Source organism: Streptomyces sp. TLI_105, assembly GCF_900105415.1.
Lineage (GTDB): Bacteria > Actinomycetota > Actinomycetes > Streptomycetales > Streptomycetaceae > Streptomyces.
The window spans coordinates 8,157,600-8,180,597 of the sequence record NZ_FNSM01000001.1 but is presented as its reverse complement, the minus strand read 5'-3'; the positions used below and the strand labels follow the sequence as shown (position 1 = coordinate 8,180,597).

Sequence of the window (22,998 nt, the reverse complement as noted above, 5' to 3'; positions counted from 1 at the left end):
CCATGCGCGTGTCGATCGACGCGGACGTCTGCATCGGCGCGGGGCAGTGCGCCCTGACCTCCCCGGACGTCTTCACCCAGGACGACGACGGATTCGGGACGGTCGTCCCGGGCCGGGAGGACGGCACCGGAACACTGGTCCGCGAGGCGGCACGCGCCTGCCCCGTGCAGGCGATCACCCTCCGTTGACACGCCGAGTCGGGAGGCCTGGCGCCTCATGACGAGGGCGGCGGCCGGGACGGCGGCTTCGGCCGCCTCACATCACCCGGCGTTTCCTCAGTTCGGCGAGCCATGCGCGTAGCTGCTCGTCGTCGTGCAGACAGGCACCGCTCTCGTCCCCCGGAAGGTCGATTCCGTGGAGGAGGCCCAGCGCCCACCAGGACGTGTCGTCCCAGTCAAGCCCGTCGTCGGTCACCCACCGCGCGGCCCAGCGGTCGGCTTCGTCCCGGGTCAGACGGCCCTCGACAAGCGCGGCGAGGCGCTCTTCGATCTCATCGAGCGTCGGCTGGTGGTCGGCATCCATCCCCTGACCGTACAGGCGGAGCAAACGTCGACCGATCTCGAACTCGTCGAGACCCGCACCTTCAGCTCAGGAGTCGTCCGCCTCCGCCACCGGGTGGCGCGCCAGGCCTCGGCCCAGAGGGTGTCGGTGCGCTGAGGGGCCACCGCCGGTCCGCCCTTCGACTCGTCGGCCCAGGAAACGGATCGCCCGGAGTCGGCGTGTGCGTATTCCCCGTGGAGCCATTGAGATTCCTATCGGAGGCATTGGTTTCTTCATTGGATACCTATGGCTCTCCGACCTACTGTCGAGGACGTCGCCGCACCGACGATCTCGCCGGAGAACGACACTCGGGCCAGAGTGGTCACTGTGCGCGCCCCCGTTTCCGGGCCCCGGTCGGGCCCGTCACCCCCTGGAGCTCCCTCATGTCGAAGATCCTTTTCGTGATGACCGGTGTCGACCACTGGACGCTGGCCGACGGCACCAAGCACCCGACCGGGTTCTGGGCCGAGGAGGTCGTCGCGCCGTACGAGGCGTTCAAGGCCGCCGGTCACGAGGTCGTCGTCGCCACGCCCGGCGGTGTCGTCCCCACCGTCGACGCGGGCAGTCTCGCCCCCGAGGTCAACGGGGGCCGGGAAGGCGCGGACAAGGTCGCCGCGGCGCTCGCCTCCATCGGCGAGATCCAGCACCCCGTCAGGCTGGAGGACACCCGTCCGGCCCATTACGACGCCGTCTTCTACCCCGGCGGCCACGGCCCCATGGAGGACCTCGCCGTGAACGCCACCTCCGGCAGGCTGCTGGTCGACACCCTGCGCTCGGGCAAGCCCCTGGGCGTCGTGTGCCACGGCCCCGCCGCGCTTCTCGCCGCCACCGACGCCGACGGCGCGAACGCCTTCGCAGGCCGCAAGGTCACCGCCTTCACCAACGCCGAGGAGACCCAGGCGGGCCTCGCCGAGAAGGCGAAGTGGCTGCTGGAGACCCGGCTCGTCGAGGCCGGTGTGGACGTCCAGGTCGGTGAGCCGTGGGCGCCGCACGTGGTCGTCGACGGCAACCTGGTCACCGGCCAGAACCCGTCCTCCTCCGCCCCGCTCGCCGCCGAGCTGCTCAAGAAGCTGGGCTGACCCTCCATCAGCACGGACCGGACCCGCACGCGCGCCCGCACGACCGGGCGCGCGTGCGGGCCTGCGCGACCGCGCGCGGGCCTGGACAGGGGCGCTTCGCCTCACTAGCCTCCTCTCCACCTAATCAATTAGTTGAATAGCTGTGGAGGCGTCCATGAAGCCCTTCCGTCAGGCCGTCGAGGCGAACGACCACGCGGCGATCGAGGCGCTCCTCGCCGAGGACGTCCTCTTCACCAGCCCCGTGGCCTTCAAGCCCTACCCGGGCAAGGCGATGACAGCGGCCATCCTGCGCGGGGTGTCCCGCGTCTTCACCGACTTCCGTTACGTCCGGGAGATCACCGGCGAGGACGGCCGCGACCACGCCCTCGTCTTCGAGGCTCGCGTCGGCGACCGCGCGATCACCGGCTGCGACTTCCTCCACCTGAACGAGCAGGGCCTCATCGACGACTTCATGGTCATGGTCCGGCCGCTCTCCGCCGCGCAGGCGCTGTCCGAGGCAATGGGGGCGCAGTTCGACCGCATCGCCGCCGAGGCCCTCGACACCGCCCCCGCCGCCGGGGCCGCCGAAGCGGACCCGGCGTGAGCGGCGACTACGACGCCGTCGTCATCGGCGCCGGAAACGCCGGACTGACCGCGGCCGCCACCCTCCAGCGGGCGGGGGTACGGACCCTCCTGGTCGAGCGGCACAACGTGCCGGGCGGCTGCGCCACCTCCTTCCGGCGGGGGCGGTACGAGTTCGAGGTGGCCCTGCACCAGCTCTCCGGCATCGGGGCGGAGGGCCAGGCGTTCTCGCTGCGCGGACTGTTCGAGCGGCTCGGCATCGCCGGCGAGCTGGACTTCGTACGGGAGCACGATCTGTACCGGGTGGTGGTGCCCGGCCGGTTCGACGTGACCCTGCCGGCGGAGTGGGGCGCCGCCGCCGACGCCCTGGAGGAGGCCTTCCCGGGAAGCCGGGCCCGCGTCGAGAGGTTCTTCGAACTCGTGCGGAACGTCGCCTTCTGGCAGGTCGCCGCGGTGCGCGGCACCCCGGCCGAGCAGCTCGACCCGGTCCTCTTCCGGCAGGCCCTGCGTCCGGCTCAGGACGTGCTCGACGAGCACTTCACGGACGAGGACCTCAAGTCCGTGCTCTCCGTCTACTGGACGTACGTCGGTCAGCCCCCGTCCCGGATGGTCTTCCAGGACCTGGCGATGCTGCTGTTCGCCTACTTCGAGTTCAAGCCCTGGCACGTGCGAGGCGGTTCGCAGGCGATGTCCACCGCGCTCCTGGGCGCCTTCCTCCGGGCGGGCGGTGAGGTGCGTTTCCACACCGCCGTCGAGGCCGTGCTGACCCGCGGCGGGCGGGTCGTCGGCGTGCGCCTCGACGACGGCGAGGAGGTCGGCGCCGCCGACGTCGTCTCCAACGCCTCCCTGCCGGTCACCTACGGCATGCTCGAAGGGGCCGATCTCCCCGGCGCCGTCCGCGCCGACCTGGCGAGCCGCCGCCTGGGGGTGTCGGGCTTCGTGCTGCACATGGGCCTCGACGCGACTCCGGCCGAGCTCGGCTTCACCACCAGCACCAGTTTCGTCAACGTCGACACCGACCACGACCGGACCTACGCCTCCATGCGCTCCCTGGAGCCGGTCCGGGGCGTCTGCGTCAGCTCGTACGACGTGGCGCCCATCGGCTTCGCCCCCGCCGGTGCCACGCACGTGAGCCTGATGACGCTGCAGTACGCCGACGCGTGGGACGCGGTCCCCGCCGAGGCGTACGCGCGCGTGAAGTACGACTACGCGCAGACGCTCCTCGACCTCGTCGAGCACATCACCCCGGGCATCCGGGACGCGATCGAGGAGGTCGACGTCGCCACGCCGCTGACCCTGGCCCGCTACCTCGGCCACCCCGGCGGCGCGATCTACGGCTACGACCAGGACGCCACCGACAGCTGGCAGTTCCGCGACAGCGAGCGCCGCAGCCACGTGCCCGGACTCCACCTGGCGGGCTCGTGGTCCTCCATGGGCGGCTTCCAGCCGGCCCTCGAAGCGGGTGCGCGCGTGGCCCGCCGTCTCGTCCGGTCCCTGGCCGCCTGATCCCCGCCGCCGACCGCACCCCGCGGAGAACACGGAGAGCACCGTGAAGCACCCCCTCGCCGCCCTCTTCGACGGCGCCGAACGGATCGAGGGCGAGATCGCCTCCCGGGAGGCCGCCCCACACGACACCTCGTCGCACGAGATCGCGGCGCATGAGAGCGCGTCACACGACAGCGCGTCGCACGAGATCCGTACCGACGACCCCGTCCTCCGGACGCGCCGCACGATCGACACGTACCACCCCAAACGGCTCGACCTCGTGGTCTCCGAGGCCGTCGAGGAGACGCCGAGCACCCGTACCTTCCGGCTGCGCCGCCCCGACGGCGGCGACCTGCCGCCCTTCCTCGCCGGGCAGTACGTGGCGGTGTACACGGACGGCACCAGCCGCCCGTACGCGATCTCCTCCAGCCCCGCGCGGCTCGGCCACTACGACCTGACGGTGCGCCGGGTCCCCGGCGGGCGGATCAGCAACCGTCTCGTCGACAGCCTCGCCGTGGGCGACCCGCTGACCACCAGCGGGCCCCTCGGCACCTTCCACCACAACCCGCTCTTCCACGGCGACGACCTCGTCTTCCTGGCCGGCGGCTCCGGTGTCGTCCCTGCCATGAGCATGATCCGCGAGATCGTCGACCGCGGTCTGGCGCGCCGCTTCCACCTCCTCTACGGCTCGCGCGACCTCGGCGACATCGTGTTCCGCGAGGAACTCGACGCGCTCGCCGCCGATGACCCCCGCATCCGGGTCGACCACGTCGTCCAGGACCCGGACACCGCATGGGCCGGCCCCACGGGTCTCCTCACCGCCGGGCTGATCCACGCTCTCGCCGGGCCTCTCGACGGACGCATGGTGTACGTGTGCGGGCCGCAGGCCCTCTACCCGTACGCCCTCGACCAGCTCACCGCCCTCGGCCATCCTCGCCGCCGCGTCCGCTTCGAGGCCAACGGCGCACCCGCCGACCCCACCCGGCAGGCCCACTGGCCCGCCGGCACGGACGCCGCCGAGGAGGTCTCGGTCACCGCCCGCGGCGCCACCTTCCGCACCCGCCGCGGCCGCCCCCTGCTCGACGCCCTGGAGGACGCCGGCATCCGCACCGAGGCGGCGTGCCGGTCGGGCGAGTGCGGCCTCTGCCGTCTCCGGGTCGTCAAGGGCGCCGTCCACAACGCCGAGGAGGCCCGGCTGCGCCTGTCGGACCCGCCGGCCGGCTACACCCACTCCTGCGTGGCCTACCCGCTCACGGACGTCGAACTCGACGTCTGACCGACACCGGACCGCAGAGGGGGCCCGGCAGGCGTGCGGCCCGGTTCAGTCCAGGTACGCGGCCACCAGCGCGGCGAAGTCCTCCGGGGTGAGGACCTCGACGCCCAGTTCCCCTGCCTTGACGGCCTTCGAGCTCGGCTTGCCGTTCGCCGACGGCGCCGCGACCAGGTACGTGGTCCTGGAGTTCACGCCGCTGCCCGCGCGGCCGCCGGCCTTCTCGATGAGCGCGCCCATCTCGGAGCGCCCCCAGCCGTCCAGCGGGCCGGTCATCTTCCCCGTCACGACGACGGTCTTCCCGCTCAGCGGACCGTCGACCGCGTCCTCGGCGCTCTCCGGCCTCGGCTCGGTCATGCCGACGCCCGCCGCGATCAGCTTGTCGATCACCGGGGCGAGTGCGGCGACCTGCTCCACGATGACCGGCGCCTTCTCCGGGCCTATGCCCTCGACCTCCTGCAGGGCGGCGGCGTCGGCTGCCCGGATGGCCTCCATCGTGCCGAAGTACGCGGCGATGCGCCGGGACATGCTGCGGCCGGTGCCCGGCACACCGAGCGCGCAGAAGACGCGGCTGAGGGGGCGGGACTTGGCGAGCCGGATCTGCTCGGCCAGCTTCGCGCCCCGCTTGGCGCTGCCGGAGGCGGCGGTGAGCTGCTCCTCCGTGAGGGTGAACAGGTCGGCGACGTCACCGACGACACCGGCGGCGATCAGCGCGTCGACGTACTTCCTGCCGAGGCCGTCGATGTCGAGGATGTCGCGCCCGGCGACGTACTCGATCAGCGGCGCGAGCGCGCAGGCCGTGCCCTTCGCGCAGCGCCACCGCTCCTGGCTCTTGTCGATCTCCCCGCCGCAGTGGGGGCACGCCTCGGGCAGCGGCACCGGAACGGCGCCCTCGGGGCGGAGCTCGACGACGGCGGCCTGGACGCGCGGGATGATGTCGCCGGCCTTGTGGACGGTCACGGTGTCCCCGATGTGGAGGTCCCGCCGCAGGATGTCCGCGGGATTGTGCAGGGTGGCGCGGGTGACGGTGGAGCCGTCGAGCTCCACGGCGGCGAGCACGGCCGTCGGGGCGAGCACACCCGTACGGCCCACTTCCCAGAACACGTCCTGAAGGACGGTCTGGCGCTCGACCGCCGGAAGCTTGTAGGCGATCGCCCAGTACGGGAAACGGCTGCCGAAGCCCGCCGTCGCCTGCTCGGCGGCGCTGTCGGCCTTGATGACGACGCCGTCGATGCCGAAGGGCAGGCTCGCGCGCATCGCGGCGATCGCGTCGACCCTCCGCTGGGCCTCGGCGAGGGTGGCGACCACGTGCAGTCCGGCCGGGGTCGCCGCCGTCGTCCGCACCCCGGCTTCCGCCACCGCGGCCAGGGTCTCGGCGTGACCGGCCCCGGCGGGCAGGAAGGCCCGGCCGTCGAGGTCGACGGCGCCGTACGCCCAGAACGTCATGGCCAGGCGGTAGGGCCGGTCCTTCGCCCGCAACGTGCCGGCGGCTCCGTTGCGCGGATTGGCGAAGACGTCTCCGCCGTGCGCGATCCGTATCTCGTTCGCGGCCTCGAACTGCTCGTGTGTGAAGAGGACTTCGCCGCGCGCCTCGAAGGTGGCGGGGACGGGCAGCTGCTCGGGGAGGCCCACGATCGTCCCGATGACGTGGCTGACGTCCTCGCCCCGCGTACCGTCGCCGCGGGTGATGATCTGCACCAGGCGTCCGTCACGGTACCGGGCGGCGACGGCCGCGCCGTCCATCTTCGGCTCGACGGTGAACCCTCCCGCCGGCTCGTGCCCGAGCCGCCGCTGGAGCGAGGCTCCCCAGGCGACGAGCTCCTCGGACGCGAAGACGTTGTCGAGGCTGAGCAGCCGGGTGGTGTGCGCGACGTCGCCGGCCGGGGCGGCGCCGTCGGCGACCTGGTCGGCGGGCGAGTCCGGAGCGACGTCCTCGGGGTGCTCCGCCTCCCAGGCCTTCACGTCGAGCCGCAGCCGGTCGTACGTGGCGTCGTCCATGACGCTGTAGCCCGCCCCGAAGTACGTGTGGGACGCGTCGCGCAGACGCGCGATGGCGGCCTCGTACGCGGCACGGCTGGACAGGCTGAAGTGCGCCTCAACGGCGGGCGTTGTCGTCATGCCCACCATCCTGTCGCAGGGGTCTGACAACGCCTCGTGGTCGCGAGGTCCGCGCCTACTGAGCGCTCATCCGGTGGGGGTGCGCCGGGTCGGCCGGGCAGACGAAGGCCCGGTACTCGTCGCGCCCCGCCGCGACGCCGGTCGGGCAGCCGGGTCCGGGGAAGGGGCCCCAACTGGCCTGGGACTCGCACCAGTCCATGGTCAGCAGAAGACGCATCTCGGCTCCGCAGGCATCGCAATGGACCCGCATCAGGTCGGTCCTGTGCCAGGAGTCCCAGCCACCGATCTTCCAGCCGGGCGCGAGGGAGAGGTCGTACTGGTAGGTGGGTGCCGCTCGGCCCACCCGCGCCTCGAAGGCGTCCTCCCACGCGTCGATCCGTTCCACGAGGGCCGGCGGCAGGTAGTCGGCCCACGGGTACTCGGTGATCTGCTCCGGGTGCAGCACGCACGGCACCGGCAGGTACCGCACGCGCTCCACGATCGGCGGCTCGGGCTGTGCGGACAGCGGGTTCGTCACGTCCGCCGCGCGGCGCCAGAAGAGGCGTGTCGAGGGCCCGAAGTGGCTGTACGAACCGTCCTCGTGCCCGCCGAACGGGCACCACAGCACCTGGAGCAGATCCGCTCCCGGCGGGGCGAAGGCCGCCAGGTCGGGCACGTCACGGGCGTGGAACTGCGCGAGGGCGAGGAGCGGCAGAGGGGTGCCGTCGTGCGGGTCCGGCTGGTATCCGGAGTCGGACATCTCCTGGACCTCGGCCCGTTCGGCGTCGGTATACGCCCCCACGGCGCCGCCGGCCGGCCGGGGCCGTACCTGGGCCGCCCTGAGGATCTCCTCGTAGCGGCGGGCTCGGCGCGGCCGCACGCCCCGGACCCTGCCGTGCTCCCGGCACTCCGGCCACGCCTCGTCCTCCGGCCACAGCAACGGCCCGCCCACGGAGCTGTCGGCGGCCGTGGGCGCGCCGGGGCGCGGATGCAGACGGGTGGCGGTGCGCGCGTACGCCTTCAGTTCGGGAAAGGGGACGGTGATGTCGAGGGGGCGGTAGGGGGTGGTGGGCCGGGATCTCGCCCCACCACGGTATCCAGTCGGCATGCGACGCCCGTCATCCACGCGGACCCAGGAGGGTCTCCAGCGTCCGGGACAGCGGATAGGCACGCTCGGCGGGGAACAGGCCCTGCGCCTTGGCCGCGCGCCCCGTACGGATCAGCGTCGCGGCCTTGTGGACCTGGGGAGTGACGTCGGTGAGACCCACGATCCAGTCGTCGTTGAACGCGCGGATCAGATGGCGGCTGATCCCGACCTGGATGCTGTAGTGGTTCAGGGCCGCCCCACGAACCGAGCGCTCCGGGTCCCACTGAACGTGCACGGCCGCCCGCGCCACGGCCGCCGGGTCAGCGGTCGTCAGCACGGCCCGGGACAGGTCCTCCTCCCACCCCTCGCGGTTCATCCGCACCGCGAGAATCCGCTCCTGGCCGGGCTTCCGGGCCCAGTTGCTGCGGTGCATCAGCCACAGGAACGAGGGCTTGATCCACGTCATCCGATGGAACGAAAACGGAGCGACGAAGCGCCCGGCGCGCAGCGCCGCGTCGGCGATGGCGGGCGAATAGGCCTGGTAGACCACGATCGTGCGCGCGTCGTAGTCGGCACGGATCTGGTACGGAGGTGCCATGCCCCGCACCCTGTCACCCGGCCCGCGAGCGGGGCGAACGGTTTTCGGGACGAGCCGCCTTGCCGCGGCCGGCGCTACCTGCCCCCCGGACATGGTCGGCTTCGAGGGAGCCGACGGCGACAGGGAGGACACGCGTGTCCGATGAGGTGGCGCGTCGGCCGGGCCTGCCGTCGACGCGTACGTCCGTCACGGCGTCGGCGATGCCGCGCAGGTGCTGGCCGGGCTGGGCTTACGGACCCGGAACAGACGGTCTTCGCCGCCCGCGACCGCTACATGGCCGACGCCGTCGCATCGGTGGTCGATGATCCGTCCGCGAGGATCGCCCTCCGGGCGCACAACGGGCACATCAGCAAGCGCCGTCACGGTGGCGCCGTACCGAGCCTGGGACAGCACCTTCACGCGCGGTACGGCGAAGCGCATTACGCGCTCGGCCTGCTCTTCGGCAGCGGTTCGTTCCGGGCGCGACGGCGGCGACCCGGCCCTTGGGCGCGTCCGCGAACCGGCGCTGTCGTCACGCATCGGATCGGGCCCGCCCGCGCCGGCACCGTGGAGCGCCGGCTCGAGAGTGCGTGTGGTGTCGTCGACGTACGGGGCGGGGGCAGTGTCGAGCCGATGGCGGGGCTCGCGGTGGCGTTGCGGAAGGTCGGGGCGGAGGTGCGGGGGTGCGCGCCGCCCGACGAGGAGTTCGTGGAGCGGCTCGGCGAGGCCGGTCTCTCGGTGGTGGCGACCGGTCGGCCGGTGCGTCCGCTCGTGACGACGGTGGCGCCGGGATCGGCGGTGGGCCTGGCCCAGCGGGTGGCCGAGTTGATGGCCGCGCAGTTCGAGACGGTCGCCTCGGAGGCCGAGGGGAGCGACGTGCTGGTGGCGACCGGGCCGTTGCCGGTCACGGCGGGCGCGCGGTCGGTGGCCGAGAAGCTCGGCATCCGTTACGTACACGCCGGCCATCAGCGGGTCGTGCTGCCCTCCGCGTACCGCCGGCCGCCCGCGCGGCGGGGCCGGCCGCTGCCGGATGAGGTGACGGACAACCGGGTGCTGTGGGACCTGGACGCTCGGATCGCGAACGAGATGTTCGGGGACATGCTCAACGCCCAGCGGGCCGCGGCCGGGCTGGCGCCGGTGGACGACGTCCGCGACTACGCCTTCACGGACCGGCCGTGGCTGGCCACGGACCCCGTCCTGGATCCGTGGCAGCCGACGGACCTGGACGTCGTACAGACGGGCGCGTGGATCCTTCCCGACGAACGCCCGCTCCCCGCCGGTCTGGCGGAGTTCCTGGACGCCGGTGCTCCGCCGGTGTACGCGGGCTTCGGGAGCACGACCACGGGTGCCGCGCCGGACATCGCGCGGGTGGCCGTCGAGGCGATCCGCGCGCAGGGCCGGCGCGCGGTCGTCGCTCGGGGCTGGGCCGATCTCGAACTCGTGGACGGCGACGACTGCTTCGTCGTCGACGAGGTCAACCACCAGGGCCTGTTCCGCCGCGTGGCCGCCGTCGTGCACCACGGCAGCGGCGGCACCACGACGACCGCCGCGCGGGCCGGTGCGCCCCAGCTCGTCGTACCCCAGGGTGCCGACCAGCCGTACTGGGCGGGTCGGGTGTCCGGCCTGGGCATCGGTGTCGCGCACGAGGGCCCGAGCCCGTCGGTCGAGTCGCTGTCGGTCGCCCTCAAGGCGGCCCTCGCTCCCGAGACCCTCGCTCGGGCGACCGCCGTGGCGGGCACGGTCCGTTCCGACGGGGCGCGGGTGGCCGCGAAGCTGCTGCTCACGCCGAGGCCGGTCCGAAACGCGTCACACGCCGACCCCCGTGCGGTCGGGGTCGGCGTGTGACCGTGCCTGTTCCCACCCCGTGCGGTGGGGGCGGCGTCAGCGCGCGGCGAGGAGCTGCAGGGTGTCGATGACGCGGTTCGAGAAGCCCCACTCGTTGTCGTACCAGGCGACGACCTTGACGTGGCGTCCCTCGACGCGGGTGAGGGCCGAGTCGAAGATCGACGAGTGCGGGTTGCCCACGATGTCGGCGGAGACCAGCGGGTCGTCCGAGTACTCGAGGACACCGGCCAGCGGGCCTTCGGCCGCGGTGCGGTAGGCCTCCAGGACCTCGTCGAGGGTCACGTCGCGGGCGACGGTCGTGTTGAGCTCGACGATCGAGCCCACCGGGACCGGCACGCGGATCGAGTCGCCGGACAGCTTGCCGTCCAGGTTCGGCAGCACGAGGCCGATGGCCTTCGCGGCACCCGTCGTGGTCGGCACGATGTTGACGCCGGCGGCGCGGGCACGGCGCGGGTCGCGGTGCGGGCCGTCCTGCAGGTTCTGCTCCTGCGTGTAGGCGTGAACCGTCGTCATGAAGCCGTGCTCGATGCCCGCGAGGTCGTCGAGGACGGAGGCCAGCGGCGCGAGGGCGTTCGTCGTGCAGGAGGCGTTCGAGACGATCGTGTGCAGATCGGCGTCGTACGCGTCGGTGTTCACACCGTAGGCGAGGGTGACGTCGGCGCCGTCCGCGGGCGCGCTGACGAGCACCTTCTTGGCGCCGGCGTCGAGGTGCGCGCGGGCGGCCTTGGCCGAGGTGAAGCGGCCGGTGGACTCCAGGACGATGTCGACGCCGAGTTCGGCCCACGGCAGCTGCGCCGGCTCGCGCTCGGCGAGCACCTTGATGCGGCGGCCGTCGACGACGAGGGTGTCCCCGTCGACGGTGACCGGGCGGCCCAGACGGCCCGAGGTCGAGTCGAAGGCGAGGAGCCGCGCAAGGGCCGTGGGCTCCGTGAGGTCATTGATGGCGACGACCTCGAGGTCGCTGTCACGCTCGAGGAGCGCGCGCAGCACATTGCGTCCGATGCGGCCGAAACCATTGATGGCGATACGAGTCATGAGCGGTGTCCCTTCCGATTCGCCACCCAGGTTCGCGCGGAATGATCGCTCCGACCAGCGGCGTGATCGCCACGGTCCGCAAGTATCGCGCCAAGGGGCCGGTGGGCGGGCTACTCCCCCTGCGCGAAGGTGCGCCGGTACTCGGTCGGGGTGGTGCCCAGGATGCGCTGGAAGTGCAGGCGGAGGTTGGCCCCGGTGCCCAGGCCGACGTCGGCGGCGATCTGCTCGACGCCCCGTTCGGAGCGTTCGAGCAGTTCACGGGCCATGTCGATGCGGGCGCGCATGACCCACTGCATCGGCGTGTAGCCGGTGTCCTCGACGAACCGGCGTGAGAACGTGCGCGGCGACACCGCCGCGTTCCGGGCGAGTATCTCCAGGGTGAGGGGCTCCCCGAGCCGGTGCAGCGCCCATTCACGGGTGGCGGCGAACCGCTCGCCGAGCGGCTCCGGGACGCTGCGGGGCACGTACTGCGCCTGGCCTCCGCTGCGGTACGGGGCGGCCACGAGCCGCCGGGCGGCGTGGTTCGAGGCGCCCACGCCGAGGTCCCCGCGCAGGATGTGGAGGCACAGGTCGATGCCGGAGGCGGCGCCGGCGGAGGTGAGCATGCTGCCCTCGTCGACGAAGAGGACGTTCTCGTCGACGTGGATCAGCGGCCGCTTGGCCGCGAGCGCCCGCGCGTAGTGCCAGTGCGTCGTGGCCCGTTTGCCGTCGAGGAGGCCGGTGGCGGCGAGGGCGAAGGCTCCCGTCGAGATGGCGGCGAGCCGCGCCCCGCGCGCGTGGGCGGCGATCAGCGCGTCGACGACGGCTCGCGGCGGGTCCTCGCGGTCCGGATGGCGGTAGCCGGGGACGAAGACGATGTCGGCCCACGCGAGCGCTTCCAGGCCGTGGGCGACCTGGTACGACAGACCGTCGCCACCGGCCACGACGCCGGGCTCCGCGCCGCAGACCCGCACTTCGTACGGCATGCTCGCCCGGGTCGTGAACACCTGCGCGGGGATTCCGACGTCGAGGGGTTTCGCGCCTTCGAGTACGAGGACGGCGACGCGGTGGAGACGTGAAGCAGACACGTCCACGAGGGTACGCGTACGCGTGTCCTCGCTGGTCAGCGGCGGCCTCGGCCGTACCTGGCCGGTCGGGGGCGCAGGGTGGGGCGACGTCCCTGGTCGCCGGGCGCGCAGAGAGCGACGGCCCTGTGCGTCCGGGGAGGGGCGGCCGTCGGGTCGTGGTTCCCGGGAGCCGACGGCCGGAAGCCGAAGCCCAGGAACCGAAGCCGGGGAGCCGGAACCCGGGAGCCAGAACCCGGGAGCCGGAACCCTGCGTCGTGGTCCCGGTCGGGCCGCAGCCGGGGCGGAGCTGCGCCGTCCGGAACTCGTCGCCCGTGTCAGGAACCTCCGACGCGCGACGGCACTCCTGATCGTTGGGCACGGGGGTCGCGCGCGACAGCGACGCGGTCCCCCGCCCCTGCGGCCCACCCCCGCCCAGTGCCGCGCCGAACGTTCCGGAAGAAGTCGAGGAATCACCGTGCCCCTTTCGTCGCACCGCCGTCTGGCCGTGAGCACCACCCTGGTCGTCGCCCTCGCGGCGGGTGTCGTCCCCGCCACGAGCGCGTTCGCCGCTCCCCTCTCCCCTGCCGCGGCGGCCAGGCCCGCGGTTCCCGCCCCGGACATGGAGGGCGTGACCGCCGCGCTCGACTCGGCCATGGCCAACGGCGCGCCGGGGGCGATGGCCCGCTTCACCGGCCCGGACGGGGTCGAGAGCCGGACCGTCGGCGTCCAGGACCGGACGTCGGGGGCGCCGATGGACATCCACGCGCGCTTCCGGATCGGAAGCGTCAGCAAGACGTTCTCCACGGTCGTGCTCCTGCAGTTGGTGGAGGAGGGCCGGCTGGAACTCGACGCGCCCGTCAACCGGTACCTGCCCGGGCTGCTCCCCGACGACCGCATCACGGTCCGGCACCTCCTCACCCACCGCAGCGGGCTCGCCGACTACACCGACGCGATGTTCGCCGACACCGTGCCCGGCTTCGAGGCCGTGCGGAACCGGGTGTTCAGCTACCAGGAGCTCGTGGCCCTCTCCCTGAGCGAGCCCCGCACCACCGAGCCCGGTGTGGCGTACAAGTACTCCAACGCGAACTTCGTGGTCGTCGGCATGCTCATCGAGAAGCTCACGGGCCGGCCGGTGTCCGACGCGTACGAGCGCCGCATCTTCAAGCCGCTGAAGCTGAGCAGGACCTCGTACGTCCACCCCGACACGCGCATCAAGGGCCTGCACGTGCGGGGGTACCTGCACCCGGACGCGGCCGGCGACCCGCTCGTGGACTCCACGGAACAGACCGTGTCCTGGGCGCAGTCCGCCGGGGCGGTCATCTCCAGCCCCGCCGATCTGAACACCTTCACCAGTGCGCTCATGCGCGGCCGGCTGCTGTCCCCGGCGATGCTGGAGGAGATGACGACGGTCACGCCGACGGACACCACCAACACCCGGTTCTACGGTCTCGGCCTGCGCCGTTACAACCTGTCCTGCGGCACCCAGGTGTTCGGCCACACCGGCACCGTGCAGGGCTTCTACACGTACGCCTTCTCGACCCGCGACGGGCGGCGCAGCCTGTCGGCCGTGGCGAACACCTCGAACCACGGTGCCGCCAACACGGCGCTCGGCGGGACGCTGGAGGCGGCCTTCTGCGGCAAGAAGCCGACGGTGGCTCCGTCCTCGCAGGCCGCCTCCTCGCCGGCGGCCCGCGACTTCTCGTCGCTGCCGGCGGAGCGGGACCTGCCGGAGCGCCACTGACGGCCCTCCGGCGAGGTCCCGGTGATCACGCCTGGTACTCGGTGAGGTCGATGGCGTAGACCCGGAGGGGGACGCCGAAGACCGGGTGGCTCGTCTCCCGCTCCGGCACCATGCCGAGCTTGCCGATGACGTTCACGGAGGCCTCGTTGCCGATGTGGGCGATGGCGACGACCCGGTCGAGCCCGCGGTCCTGGAGGGCGAACTCCAGGACCGCGTGGGCGGCCTCGGAGGCGTACCCCTGGCCCCAGAACTGCCGGCCGAGGCGCCAGCCGATCTCCACGGCGGGGAGCACCTCCGGCAGGAACTCCGGCACGGACAGACCGGCGAAGCCGATGAGTTCCCCGGAGCCGAGGAGCTCGACGGCGAAGAGCCCGAAGCCCTCCTCGTCCCACTCCTCCTCGTACCGCTCGATGTCCTCCGCGGTCTGCTCCAGGTCCCGGACCGCGCCGTCGCCGATCCACCGCATGACCTCGGGGTCGGCGTTGATCTCCCCCATGGGGACGAGGTCGTCGTCGGTCCAGCGGCGGAGCAGGAGTCGGGGGGTGAGGATCTCGGTCATGTCCTCATCCTGACGCATGTGGCGTCCCGTCTCATCAGGGCCTCGGACGGGCGCCGGGTCAGCGGTAGTACCCCTCGACCACGGCCCGTACCTCGTCGAGCAGGGCGGGGCCGTCCTGCGGTACGGGCGGGCGGCCGCCGGCCGGGCGGATGTCGAGGAGCTGTTCGCCGGAGAGGGCGTACACGACGCGGCGGAGGCCCGCCTGCCGGATGACCGCTTCGCACATGCCGCACGGCTGGCAGCTGGTGTACATGGTGGTCCTGGCCGCCGTGGCCGGATCCAGTTCCCGGGCCGCCCACCGGGCGAGCTTCAGTTCGGGGTGCGCGGTGATGTCCCGGTCCGTGAGGGTGGTGTTGCGCTCCTCGGCCAGGACGGTCCCGTCCGGGGCCGCGAGGAGCGACCCGAACGGGGGATCGCCGCCCTCCCGCGCCTCGGCGGCGAGGGCGATGGCGCGGCGGAGGAGGGCGTGGTCGTCGGGTGTCGTCATGACGGCTCCGTTCGGGTGTGGTGGGGGGCGAGGTGGGCGGCCACGGTGGCGAGTGCCTGCCAGGCCGTCTGCGGGTGCGTGGTCTCGCGGGGGTCGCCGCCGTACGGGTCGAGGACGACGGCCTCGGCCCCCATCAGCCGCAGCTGGTCCAGGTCGTCCATGACCTGGTCGATCGTCCCCTCCCCCGCGAGGCGGTCCGGTCCGCCGACCGGTGCCGGGGTGAGCTTGAGGGCGATGCGGGGGGCCAGGGCGGGTACGGGGAGCTGCTGCTCGTCCGCGTACGCCTTCAGCCTCGCGGTGCCTTCGCGCAGCTGTGGCAGGGTGAGGCGCAGGGGGTGCCAGGCGTCTCCGAACCGCACGGCGCGGCGGAGTCCCGCGACGCTGTGGCCGCCGATCCAGACCGGGATCCGGCGGTCTCCGTAGGCGGCGGTGTCGGTCCAGGCCTCGCGAAGGGCCCGGAGGTGCTCGTCGGTGAGCCGTCCCCGGTGTTCGAACGGGATCCCGAGGGCGGCGAACTCCTGTCGTGCCCAGCCCACTCCCACCCCGAGGACGAGCCGGCCGCCGCTCAGCGCGTCGAGGTTGGCCGCCATGCGCGCCGTGAGCAGCGGATGCCGGTAGGGGGCGATGAGGACGGTCGTGCCGAGCCGGACGCGGGTGGTGACGCCGGCGAGCCAGGACAGGGTGGTGAACGGCTCGTAGAAGGGGGCCGGGTAGCGCTCGGCGACATCGGGGGTGATGGCGATGTGGTCCGAGAGCATCAGCAGGTCGTAGCCGAGGCCTTCCACGGTCTGGGCCCAACTGCGGAGGATGACGGGATCGGCGCCGGGGCCGAAGTTGAGGATGTTGACTCCGATCTTCACGCGGCACAGGCTAGCCAGGCGCGAGGGGCGTTCAGAAGTGATTCCCGCCTGTTCAGGGGCCGTTCGGCCGTGGATTCGCCGGTAATCTGATCGGATGACCGAGAGTCTTGACGGGACGGACTGGGCGATCCTGACGGAGCTTCAGGGCGACGCCCGGATCGCGTACACGGAGCTGGCGCGGCGGGTGAACCTGAGCGCCTCGGCGACGAAGGAGCGGGTGCGGCGCCTGGAGGAGTCCGGGGTGATCACGGGGTACCGGGCGGAGGTGGATCTGGAGCGGATCGGGTACGCGGTCATCGCGGTCGTCCGCCTGAAGTACCCGGGCACCCGGCACGAGCCACTGCACCGGCTGCTCGGCGAGCGCCCGGAGATCCTGGAGTGCCTCCGTACGACCGGGGACGACTGCTACGTCCTGAAGGTGGCGGCCGCGTCGATGGCGCACCTGGAGGAGATCGTGGACGCGCTGGCGGAGTTCGGCAGCACGACCACCAACCTCGTCTTCAGCCGCCCGCTCCCACCCCGCGGCCCGAGCGAACCGCCACCGCGTTCCCGGCCGGGACTCTAGGGGGTGTCCTGTCGATCAGGCCGGATCAGGGAGCGGCGTCCGGCGCCTGGGGTCTCCCCGGGCCCGCCAGGGCCGAGGGGACGCCTCGCAAGGCGGAGGAGGGAGTCGACGCGAAGCGTCGGCGACCGACGACAACGCGGCGAGGCGCGGTGTCAGGCGCCGCGAGCCCGGCCTGGTCGACAAGACACTCCCTAGTGGGACGGACGGGTGGTCGCCCGCGGCCGCGTGAGGTCCGTCGGGTCCGTGTTGGCGCCGCAGAGGACGACGCAGATCTTCTCGCCCGGCGCCGGACGGTAGCCGGTGCGGGCCTCGGCCGGGGTGGTGAGGGCCGCCAGGGCCGTGGCGGCGGCGTGTTCGACGGCGAGGCGGCGGTCGTCCCAGAGGGCCCGGCGGGCGCGGACGATGTCGGTGTCCGCGACGAGGACGGAGTGGACGCCTTCCTGCCGGGCGGCGCTCACCGCGAGGGAGGTGGCGCGGCGGGCGCCGAGGGCGTCGGCGGCGACGGAGTCGACGGTCACGTCGACGGGCCCTCCGGCCCGGACGGCGGCGTCGAGGGCACGGCAGTTCTCGGGTTCGACGGCGACGGTACGGATGCCGTGGTGCCGGGCGGCGGTGGCGACCCCGGCGAAGAGTCCGCCGCCGCCGACCGCGACGACGACGGTGTCGAGGTCCGGGATCCGCTGCTGGATCTCGTCGAGGAGGGTGCCGGCCCCCGCGGCGATCAGGGGGTGGTCGTAGGCGTGGGAGGCGAGGGCGCCGGTGTCGGCGGCGAACGCCTCGCAGGCGGCGAGCGCCTCGGCGTACTCCGTCCCCACGAGCCGTACGTCGGCGTCGTAGCCGCGCAGCTTGTCGATCTTCACCTGGGGAGCGGTGACGGGAAGGAAGACGGTGGCGCGGACGCCCTGCCGGCGGGCCGCCCAGGCGCAGGCCAGGCCGGCGTTGCCGCCGGAGGCGATGGTGACGCCGGCGGTCGGGAGGGTGCCCTCCTCCCGGTGCGCGAGGAGGAAGTTCTGCGCGCCGCGCGCCTTGAAGGAGCCGGTGTGCTGCATGAGCTCCAGGGCGAGGTACAGCTCGTACGGCTCGTCTCCGGGATCGGCGGCGGTGACCGTGACCGGCCGGATGTGGCCGTCGATCCGCTCGGCGGCGGTCTTGACGTCGGCGTACGCGAGGGTGTGCACCAGATGCTCCTGAAGGGGCCGGGGCCGGACGGTCATGTCGCCGATCCTCTCAACCTCGGGTGGGCCCGGGAAGACCGGGGCGGTCGGGAGGCCGCCGTCGGCGGTCGTCGTCGGGAAACCCCCTTTCGCCGCTCGTCCAAGCCTCTCGGAACGCGGTTGACCAGGCATTTCGTCGCACGCGACAGTGACGCCTCCCGGCCGAGAACAGTCGGCCGAAACTTCAGGGGTGGGGACTCCTGCAGAGCGGAGAAGGCGCCGCGTCCGCATGCGCTCACGCGACCGCACTGATCGTCGCGGGCCGACACGCGGAGGCACGGAAGGTCGCGGAGGCGGCCCCGAGGCGGACGGCCCCGAGCCCACGGATGGGTCCGTCGGCGGCGCGGATACAGCGTCAGGACGTCGTGCACGCGCTCACCGCGCCGTCCCCGCCGCCCCTGCGGCGGTACACGCGGCGCGAGCTCGCTCTCGTCGGTGCCGGTGCCGCCGTCGCCTTCACCGCCGTCGTGACGACGGGCGTCCTCGCGTGCGCCGAGAACGGCGCGTATCCCAGGTACGGGGCGGCCGCCCCGTACGGCTTCCACGGGACGACACGGATGGACTCGGGCGAGGACCCCGGTGCCGCAGCGGCGAGCGACCCCAGCGGGCGGGTCGAGGCGGCGTTCACGTACCACTACGCCGATGTCGCACAACTCGCCCGGATGACACAGCAGTCCGTGCCGCTCCCCGTTCCTTCGGATTCCCGAGCTCACGACGGTCGACCACAGGGAACCGCCCCGGAGGCGCCGGCTGCCTCCGGGGTGGTTCCGTGCCCGTCTTCCCGCCTTACGGGACGATCTTCAGGAGGCGGTTCGGGGAGCCGCTGCCCGCGCTGGTCACCTTGTTGGGCGTGGCGCCGTCGACCAGGGCGGTGGAGACCTGGGCCGGGGTGGCGGAGGGGTGGCCGGCCAGGTAGATCGCGGCCGCGCCCGCCACGTGCGGGGTGGCCATCGAGGTGCCCGAGATGGTGTTGGTGGCGGTGTCGCTGGTGTTCCAGCCGGCGGTGATGGAGACACCGGGGGCGAAGAGGTCGAGGACCGAACCGTAGTTGGACCAGCTGGCCTTGGCGTCGGTGTTGCTCGTGGCACCGACCGTGATGGCGGCGGCGACCCGGGCGGGGGAGGAGGACGAGGCGTTGACACCGGAGTTGCCGGCGGCGACGGCATAGGTGACGCCGTCGGCGATGGAGTTCTTCACCGCGTTGTCGAGGGACGTGGAGGCGCTGCCGCCGAGGGAGAGGTTGGCCACGGCGGGGGCGCCCGCGGCGTGGTTGGCGGTGACCCAGTCGATGCCCGCGATGACCCCGGCGGTGGTGCCGGAGCCGTTGTCGTCGAGGACGCGGACGGCCACGATCTTCGCCGACTTGGCCACGCCGTAGGTGGAGCCCGCGATGGTCGTGGCGACATGGGTGCCGTGCCCGTTGCCGTCCTGGGCGACCGCGTCGCCGTCGACGGCGTCGTAGCCGTTGACGGCGCGCCCGGCGAGTTCGGAGTGGGTGATCCGTACGCCGGTGTCGATCACGTAGGCCGTGACGCCGCTACCGGCGCTGTCGGGGTAGGTGTACGTGCCGGACAGCGGCAGAGCGGCCTGGTCGATGCGGTCGAGGCCCCAGGGCGCGTTGGACTGCGTCGCGTCGGCGCGGACGATCTGGTTCTGCTCGACGGACGCGACGGCCGGGTCGGCGGCGAGGCGGCGGGCCTCGGTCGCGCCGAGGGTGGCCGTGTAGCCGTTGAGGGCGGAGCCGAAGGTCGTGCGGACCGTGCCGCCGTAACCGGCTATCAGGTTCCGCCCCTTGGCGGAGGCGGCCTTGAAGCCCGCGCCCTGCTTGAGGGTGACGATGTAGCTGCCGGGGACCGCGTCGGCCGAGCCCGCCGCCAGGACGGTGCCTTCGGCGGGGGCCGCGTGGGCGGGGACGGCGGCGAACGTACCGAGCAGGGCGGCGGCGGTCGCGGCGGAGGCCGTCACGGCGAGGCGGGTCTTGTTGCTCTTCGGGAGTGCCATTGCGAGGGAGTCCTCCTCATGGGCGTCGCGCCCGGCGGGGTGGGGCGGCGCGACTGTGGGGGGGTGCACGTGGGCCACGTGCACGGGCCGGGACCGGCGCGTCGGGTCCCGGCGTGATCAGCAGCCTGGCCGCTCTACGGGCGTAGCTCAAGGGAGTTGAGGTCTTGTCATGCATCCGCCATACGCCTGCAATCGAACGCCCCCCGAAGCCTCGGCGCGTGGCCGGATCAGACGCTCCGGTGGCCGGGAACTGGAGCACTGAACACGCCTCGCCATCGGGGCGCGCCCCGTACACCCGCTCCTCCGCCGGACGGCACGACGTCTCGGATAACGTCGGAGGCAACCGGGCCGGCGCCGCCGGACGCTCTCCGAAAGGACGCACCATGCCCCTCGAAGGCGAGTACGAGCCCAGCACCACGAAGTGGGTCCGCGACCAGGTCGAGCTGTACGAATCGTCCGGTGGCACCCAGGGCACGACGATGCGGGGCCTCCCCGTCGTGCTGGTCACGAACGTCGGCGCCAGGAGCGGCAAGCTCCGCAAGACCCCGCTCATGCGGGTCGAGCACGAGGGCGCGTACGCGCTCGTCGCGTCCAACGGCGGCGCGGTCAAGCATCCCGTCTGGTACCACAACCTGGTGGCCACGCCCCTGGTCGAACTGCGCGACGGCACGCACGTGTGGGACATGAAGACCCGCCTGGTCACCGGCGAGGAACGTCAGGCGTGGTGGGAGCGGGCCGTCGCCGCGTTCCCGGACTACGCCGACTACCAGCGCAAGACCGACCGCGAGATCCCCCTCTTCGTCGCCGAGCCGGTCGTCCAGGACGCGTAGCGGCCGGCGGTCGCGACGGGAGCCCTCCTTCGAACGCGCTCCGAGTCCCGGCGTCGCGGTCACGCGTGGCTCAGCGCCGGCGGCCGTGCTCGGAACAGGAGTGATCCGGTGAAGGTGCTGGTGACCGGCGGCGTCGACGTGGTGGTGGACGACGCCGGGATCGGCATGCGCACTGCCGCAGGGCTCCGGCTGAGCGGATCCCTCATCCGGAGGCCGGCGGCCGGAGAACGCCGGGGACCTCGCCCTCGGTGACGTCGCGTGCGACAGGAGCGGCCGGTGCGGGCCTCGTCCGCACCCTGGTCAGCCCCACGCCGACGAGGACCACCGCCATGCCCGCCAGCACCCGGGCGCTCAACGGCTCGTCGAGCACCAGGGCGCCCAGGGTGACGGAGACGACGGGCAGCAGGTAGCCGACGGTGGCGGCGCTGGTGGGACCCTCCTCGGCGATCATGCGGTAGTTGAGGTGGAAGGTGAGCCCGGTCGCGAAGACGCCGAGGACGAGGACCGCGAGAAGTCCCGTCGCGGTCACCGTCGTCCGGCCGCCGGCCGCGAGGGCGGGCGTGCTGAGGGCGGTGGCCGTGAGGAGCTGCGCGGCGGAGAGCGCCAGGGGCGCTGTGCCCCGGTGGGTGAGCCGGCGGGCCATGTACGCGAAGGCCGCCGCGTAGCTCACGGAGGCGCCGAGCAGGGCGAGCGCGCCCCAGGTCATGAGGCCCGCCCCCGCGCTCCAGGGCGCGAAGATCAGCAGGACTCCGGTGAAGCCGAGGGCGAGTCCGCCGAGCCTGGCGGGTCGCAGCGGGCGTTCCGTACCGAGGGCGAGGCCGATGAGGAGGGACCAGAGCGGGGTGGTGGCGTTCAGGACGCCGGCCACTCCGCTGTCGACGGTCTGCTCGCCGAGGGAGAAGAGGAGGAACGGCAGCGCGTTGCAGAGGAGCGCGGCGATGACGAGGCGCCCCCAGGTGCCGCGGTCCCGCGGCAGGCGCTGTCCGGCTCCGTACGCGAGCGCGAGGAGGACGGCCGCGCCGAGGAGGCACCGTACGAAGGTGATCCACCCCGGGGTGAGGCCCTCGTTGAGGGAGATCTTGATCCAGAGGAAGCCGGAGCCCCAGAGCAGGGCCAGGACGCCCATGCGTATCGCCGAAGTCATGCCTTCCACGGTCCCGTCCGTCAGCCGACAGGACAAGCGAAAGATCTTGCATCGGGCGTTAAGCTCTCCTACATGCTCGACGTGAGACGCATGCAGGTGCTCCGGGCCGTCGTCGCCAGCGGCTCCGTCACGGCCGCCGCAGGACACCTCGGCTACACCCCCTCCGCCGTGAGTCAGCAGATCGCCGTCCTGGAGAAGGAGGCCGGCATCGCGCTGCTCGAACGCTTCGGCCGGGGAGTGCGGCCGACCGCCGCCGGCCGGCTGCTCACCGAGCACGCCGCCGTCATCGGGCGTCAGGTCGCCGAGGCCGAGACGGCGCTCGCCGATCTCCGGGCGGGCCGCACCGGGCGGATCGCGGTCCGCTACTTCGCCACGGCGGGCGCCGACCTGGTCGCCCCCGCCCTGGCCCGCTTCCGCACGGAACACCCGGGCGTGCGGGTGGACTTGCGGATCGCCGACGGCGCGCCCGACGCGGAAGCGGACCTCACCCTCCTCGTACGGCCCCGGGGCGCCGGCCCGGAGGCGTCCGGCGAGGGTCTTCGGCTCGTCCATCTGGTCGATGACCCGTACCGCGCGGTGCTGCCCCGGGGCCACCGGCTCGCCGACCGTCGCGGCGCCGTCGACCTGGCGGACCTGGCCCCCGAACCGTGGGTCGGCAGCGAGCGGCCGGGCCCCTGCCTCGACGCCGTCCTCGACGCCTGCGCGGCGGCCGGGTTCACTCCGGACATCGCGGTGGAGTGCGAGGAGTACGCCACCGCGCAGGGCTTCGTCGCGGCCGGACTCGGCATCACCCTGATCCCCCTGATGGGCCTCGGCAGCCGCCACCCGAACGTGGTGGTCCGCAAGGTCCGCGGCCCCGAACCGGTCCGCTCGATCCACGCGGCCGTACGGGAGTCCTCCCTGGCCCTGCCCGCCGTGCGGGGCCTCCTGACGGCGCTTCAGGAGGTCTGAGCGGGCGGGGTCACCGCGTGTCCG

The 22,998-nt window shown here is 73.0% G+C and carries 21 protein-coding genes and 2 pseudogenes; 11 read left to right on the top strand and 12 right to left on the bottom strand.

Annotation, left to right across the window (positions count from 1 at the left end; all coding sequences use genetic code 11):
* The first annotated feature begins 2 nt into the window (after nt 1–2).
* Nucleotides 3–188: a ferredoxin gene (locus BLW86_RS37210; protein ID WP_093879077.1), complete on the top strand. Its 186-nt coding sequence runs from the start codon at nt 3–5 to the stop codon at nt 186–188.
* Nucleotides 189–255: 67 nt separating this feature from the next.
* On the opposite strand, the gene BLW86_RS37205 is transcribed toward BLW86_RS37210, so the two are convergent.
* On the bottom strand, nt 256–522 hold the full coding sequence (locus tag BLW86_RS37205; protein ID WP_093879076.1) for a hypothetical protein: 267 nt from the start codon (nt 520–522) through the stop codon (nt 256–258).
* Nucleotides 523–923: 401 nt separating this feature from the next.
* On the opposite strand from BLW86_RS37205, the gene BLW86_RS37200 reads away from it, so the two are divergent.
* From BLW86_RS37200 to BLW86_RS37185, 4 genes are all read left to right on the top strand, one after another.
* A complete protein-coding gene (locus BLW86_RS37200; protein ID WP_093878102.1) occupies nt 924–1,619 on the top strand; it encodes a type 1 glutamine amidotransferase domain-containing protein in 696 nt (231 codons plus the stop codon).
* A 154-nt stretch (nt 1,620–1,773) separates the two neighbouring features.
* Entirely contained in the window at nt 1,774–2,202 is a 429-nt protein-coding gene (locus BLW86_RS37195; RefSeq protein WP_093878101.1) for a nuclear transport factor 2 family protein, read from the top strand.
* On the top strand, nt 2,199–3,686 hold the full coding sequence (locus BLW86_RS37190; protein ID WP_093878100.1) for a phytoene desaturase family protein: 1,488 nt from the start codon (nt 2,199–2,201) through the stop codon (nt 3,684–3,686). Before BLW86_RS37195 ends, BLW86_RS37190 begins: the two co-directional genes overlap by 4 nt.
* Nucleotides 3,687–3,729: 43 nt before the next feature.
* Nucleotides 3,730–4,941, top strand: coding sequence for an FAD-binding oxidoreductase (locus BLW86_RS37185; protein WP_093879075.1), 1,212 nt, complete (start codon nt 3,730–3,732; stop codon nt 4,939–4,941).
* Nucleotides 4,942–4,986: 45 nt separating this feature from the next.
* On the opposite strand, the gene ligA is transcribed toward BLW86_RS37185, so the two are convergent.
* Genes ligA through BLW86_RS37170 form a run of 3 tightly spaced genes read right to left on the bottom strand, consistent with a single transcriptional unit; the run spans nt 4,987 to nt 8,717 of the window.
* Nucleotides 4,987–7,053 carry an NAD-dependent DNA ligase LigA gene (gene ligA, locus BLW86_RS37180; protein ID WP_093878099.1) on the bottom strand — a complete coding sequence of 689 codons (2,067 nt, stop codon included), beginning with the start codon at nt 7,051–7,053 and terminating at the stop codon, nt 4,987–4,989.
* Between the two features lie 55 nt (nt 7,054–7,108).
* Nucleotides 7,109–8,140, bottom strand: a complete 1,032-nt coding sequence (locus BLW86_RS37175) for a hypothetical protein (protein ID WP_093878098.1) — start codon at nt 8,138–8,140, stop codon at nt 7,109–7,111.
* 10 nt (nt 8,141–8,150) lie between these two features.
* Nucleotides 8,151–8,717 (bottom strand): DUF4291 domain-containing protein, encoded by a 567-nt coding sequence (locus BLW86_RS37170; RefSeq protein WP_093878097.1) that lies wholly within the window; start codon nt 8,715–8,717, stop codon nt 8,151–8,153.
* Nucleotides 8,718–8,858: 141 nt separating this feature from the next.
* Here BLW86_RS37170 and BLW86_RS44155 point away from each other — a divergent pair.
* Both BLW86_RS44155 and BLW86_RS37165 read left to right on the top strand, forming a co-directional pair.
* Nucleotides 8,859–9,227: pseudogene (locus tag BLW86_RS44155) on the top strand (erythromycin esterase family protein); the annotation flags it as partial.
* A 61-nt stretch (nt 9,228–9,288) separates the two neighbouring features.
* A pseudogene (locus BLW86_RS37165) lies at nt 9,289–10,541 on the top strand (glycosyltransferase).
* Between the two features lie 36 nt (nt 10,542–10,577).
* Here BLW86_RS37165 and gap read toward each other — a convergent pair.
* On the bottom strand, nt 10,578–11,576 hold the full coding sequence (gene gap / locus BLW86_RS37160; protein ID WP_093878095.1) for a type I glyceraldehyde-3-phosphate dehydrogenase: 999 nt from the start codon (nt 11,574–11,576) through the stop codon (nt 10,578–10,580).
* A gap of 110 nt (nt 11,577–11,686) precedes the next feature.
* Nucleotides 11,687–12,643 (bottom strand): GlxA family transcriptional regulator, encoded by a 957-nt coding sequence (locus tag BLW86_RS37155; RefSeq protein WP_093879074.1) that lies wholly within the window; start codon nt 12,641–12,643, stop codon nt 11,687–11,689.
* Nucleotides 12,644–13,097: 454 nt separating this feature from the next.
* On the opposite strand from BLW86_RS37155, the gene BLW86_RS37150 reads away from it, so the two are divergent.
* Nucleotides 13,098–14,363 (top strand): serine hydrolase domain-containing protein, encoded by a 1,266-nt coding sequence (locus BLW86_RS37150; RefSeq protein WP_093878094.1) that lies wholly within the window; start codon nt 13,098–13,100, stop codon nt 14,361–14,363.
* Between the two features lie 25 nt (nt 14,364–14,388).
* On the opposite strand, the gene BLW86_RS37145 is transcribed toward BLW86_RS37150, so the two are convergent.
* The 3 genes from BLW86_RS37145 to BLW86_RS37135 are packed head-to-tail and all read right to left on the bottom strand — an operon-like array spanning nt 14,389 to nt 16,269.
* The gene (locus tag BLW86_RS37145; RefSeq protein ID WP_093878093.1) at nt 14,389–14,922 is read right to left on the bottom strand and encodes a GNAT family N-acetyltransferase; all 534 of its coding nucleotides are present in this window, start codon (nt 14,920–14,922) and stop codon (nt 14,389–14,391) included.
* A gap of 58 nt (nt 14,923–14,980) precedes the next feature.
* Nucleotides 14,981–15,409, bottom strand: coding sequence for a nucleoside deaminase (locus BLW86_RS37140; RefSeq protein WP_093878092.1), 429 nt, complete (start codon nt 15,407–15,409; stop codon nt 14,981–14,983).
* Nucleotides 15,406–16,269, bottom strand: a complete 864-nt coding sequence (locus tag BLW86_RS37135; protein WP_093878091.1) for a TIGR03619 family F420-dependent LLM class oxidoreductase — start codon at nt 16,267–16,269, stop codon at nt 15,406–15,408. The genes BLW86_RS37140 and BLW86_RS37135 overlap by 4 nt, the downstream gene beginning before the upstream one ends.
* A 94-nt stretch (nt 16,270–16,363) precedes the next feature.
* Here BLW86_RS37135 and BLW86_RS37130 point away from each other — a divergent pair, with 94 nt between their 5' ends.
* On the top strand, nt 16,364–16,834 hold the full coding sequence (locus tag BLW86_RS37130) for an Lrp/AsnC family transcriptional regulator (protein ID WP_093878090.1): 471 nt from the start codon (nt 16,364–16,366) through the stop codon (nt 16,832–16,834).
* 191 nt (nt 16,835–17,025) lie between these two features.
* Here BLW86_RS37130 and BLW86_RS37125 read toward each other — a convergent pair whose 3' ends face one another.
* Nucleotides 17,026–18,048, bottom strand: a complete 1,023-nt coding sequence (locus tag BLW86_RS37125; RefSeq protein ID WP_256341572.1) for a serine/threonine dehydratase — start codon at nt 18,046–18,048, stop codon at nt 17,026–17,028.
* 786 nt (nt 18,049–18,834) lie between these two features.
* Complete coding sequence (locus BLW86_RS37120; RefSeq protein ID WP_093878089.1) at nt 18,835–20,049, bottom strand: S8 family peptidase; 1,215 nt, start codon at nt 20,047–20,049, stop codon at nt 18,835–18,837.
* Between the two features lie 383 nt (nt 20,050–20,432).
* On the opposite strand from BLW86_RS37120, the gene BLW86_RS37115 reads away from it, so the two are divergent.
* On the top strand, nt 20,433–20,879 hold the full coding sequence (locus BLW86_RS37115; protein ID WP_093878088.1) for a nitroreductase family deazaflavin-dependent oxidoreductase: 447 nt from the start codon (nt 20,433–20,435) through the stop codon (nt 20,877–20,879).
* Between the two features lie 202 nt (nt 20,880–21,081).
* Here the strand turns inward: BLW86_RS37115 and BLW86_RS37110 are convergent, their stop codons facing one another.
* Nucleotides 21,082–22,023: a DMT family transporter gene (locus BLW86_RS37110; protein ID WP_256341571.1), complete on the bottom strand. Its 942-nt coding sequence runs from the start codon at nt 22,021–22,023 to the stop codon at nt 21,082–21,084.
* Between the two features lie 72 nt (nt 22,024–22,095).
* On the opposite strand from BLW86_RS37110, the gene BLW86_RS37105 reads away from it, so the two are divergent.
* Complete coding sequence (locus tag BLW86_RS37105; protein ID WP_093878086.1) at nt 22,096–22,974, top strand: LysR family transcriptional regulator; 879 nt, start codon at nt 22,096–22,098, stop codon at nt 22,972–22,974.
* Nucleotides 22,975–22,998: the final 24 nt, after the last annotated feature.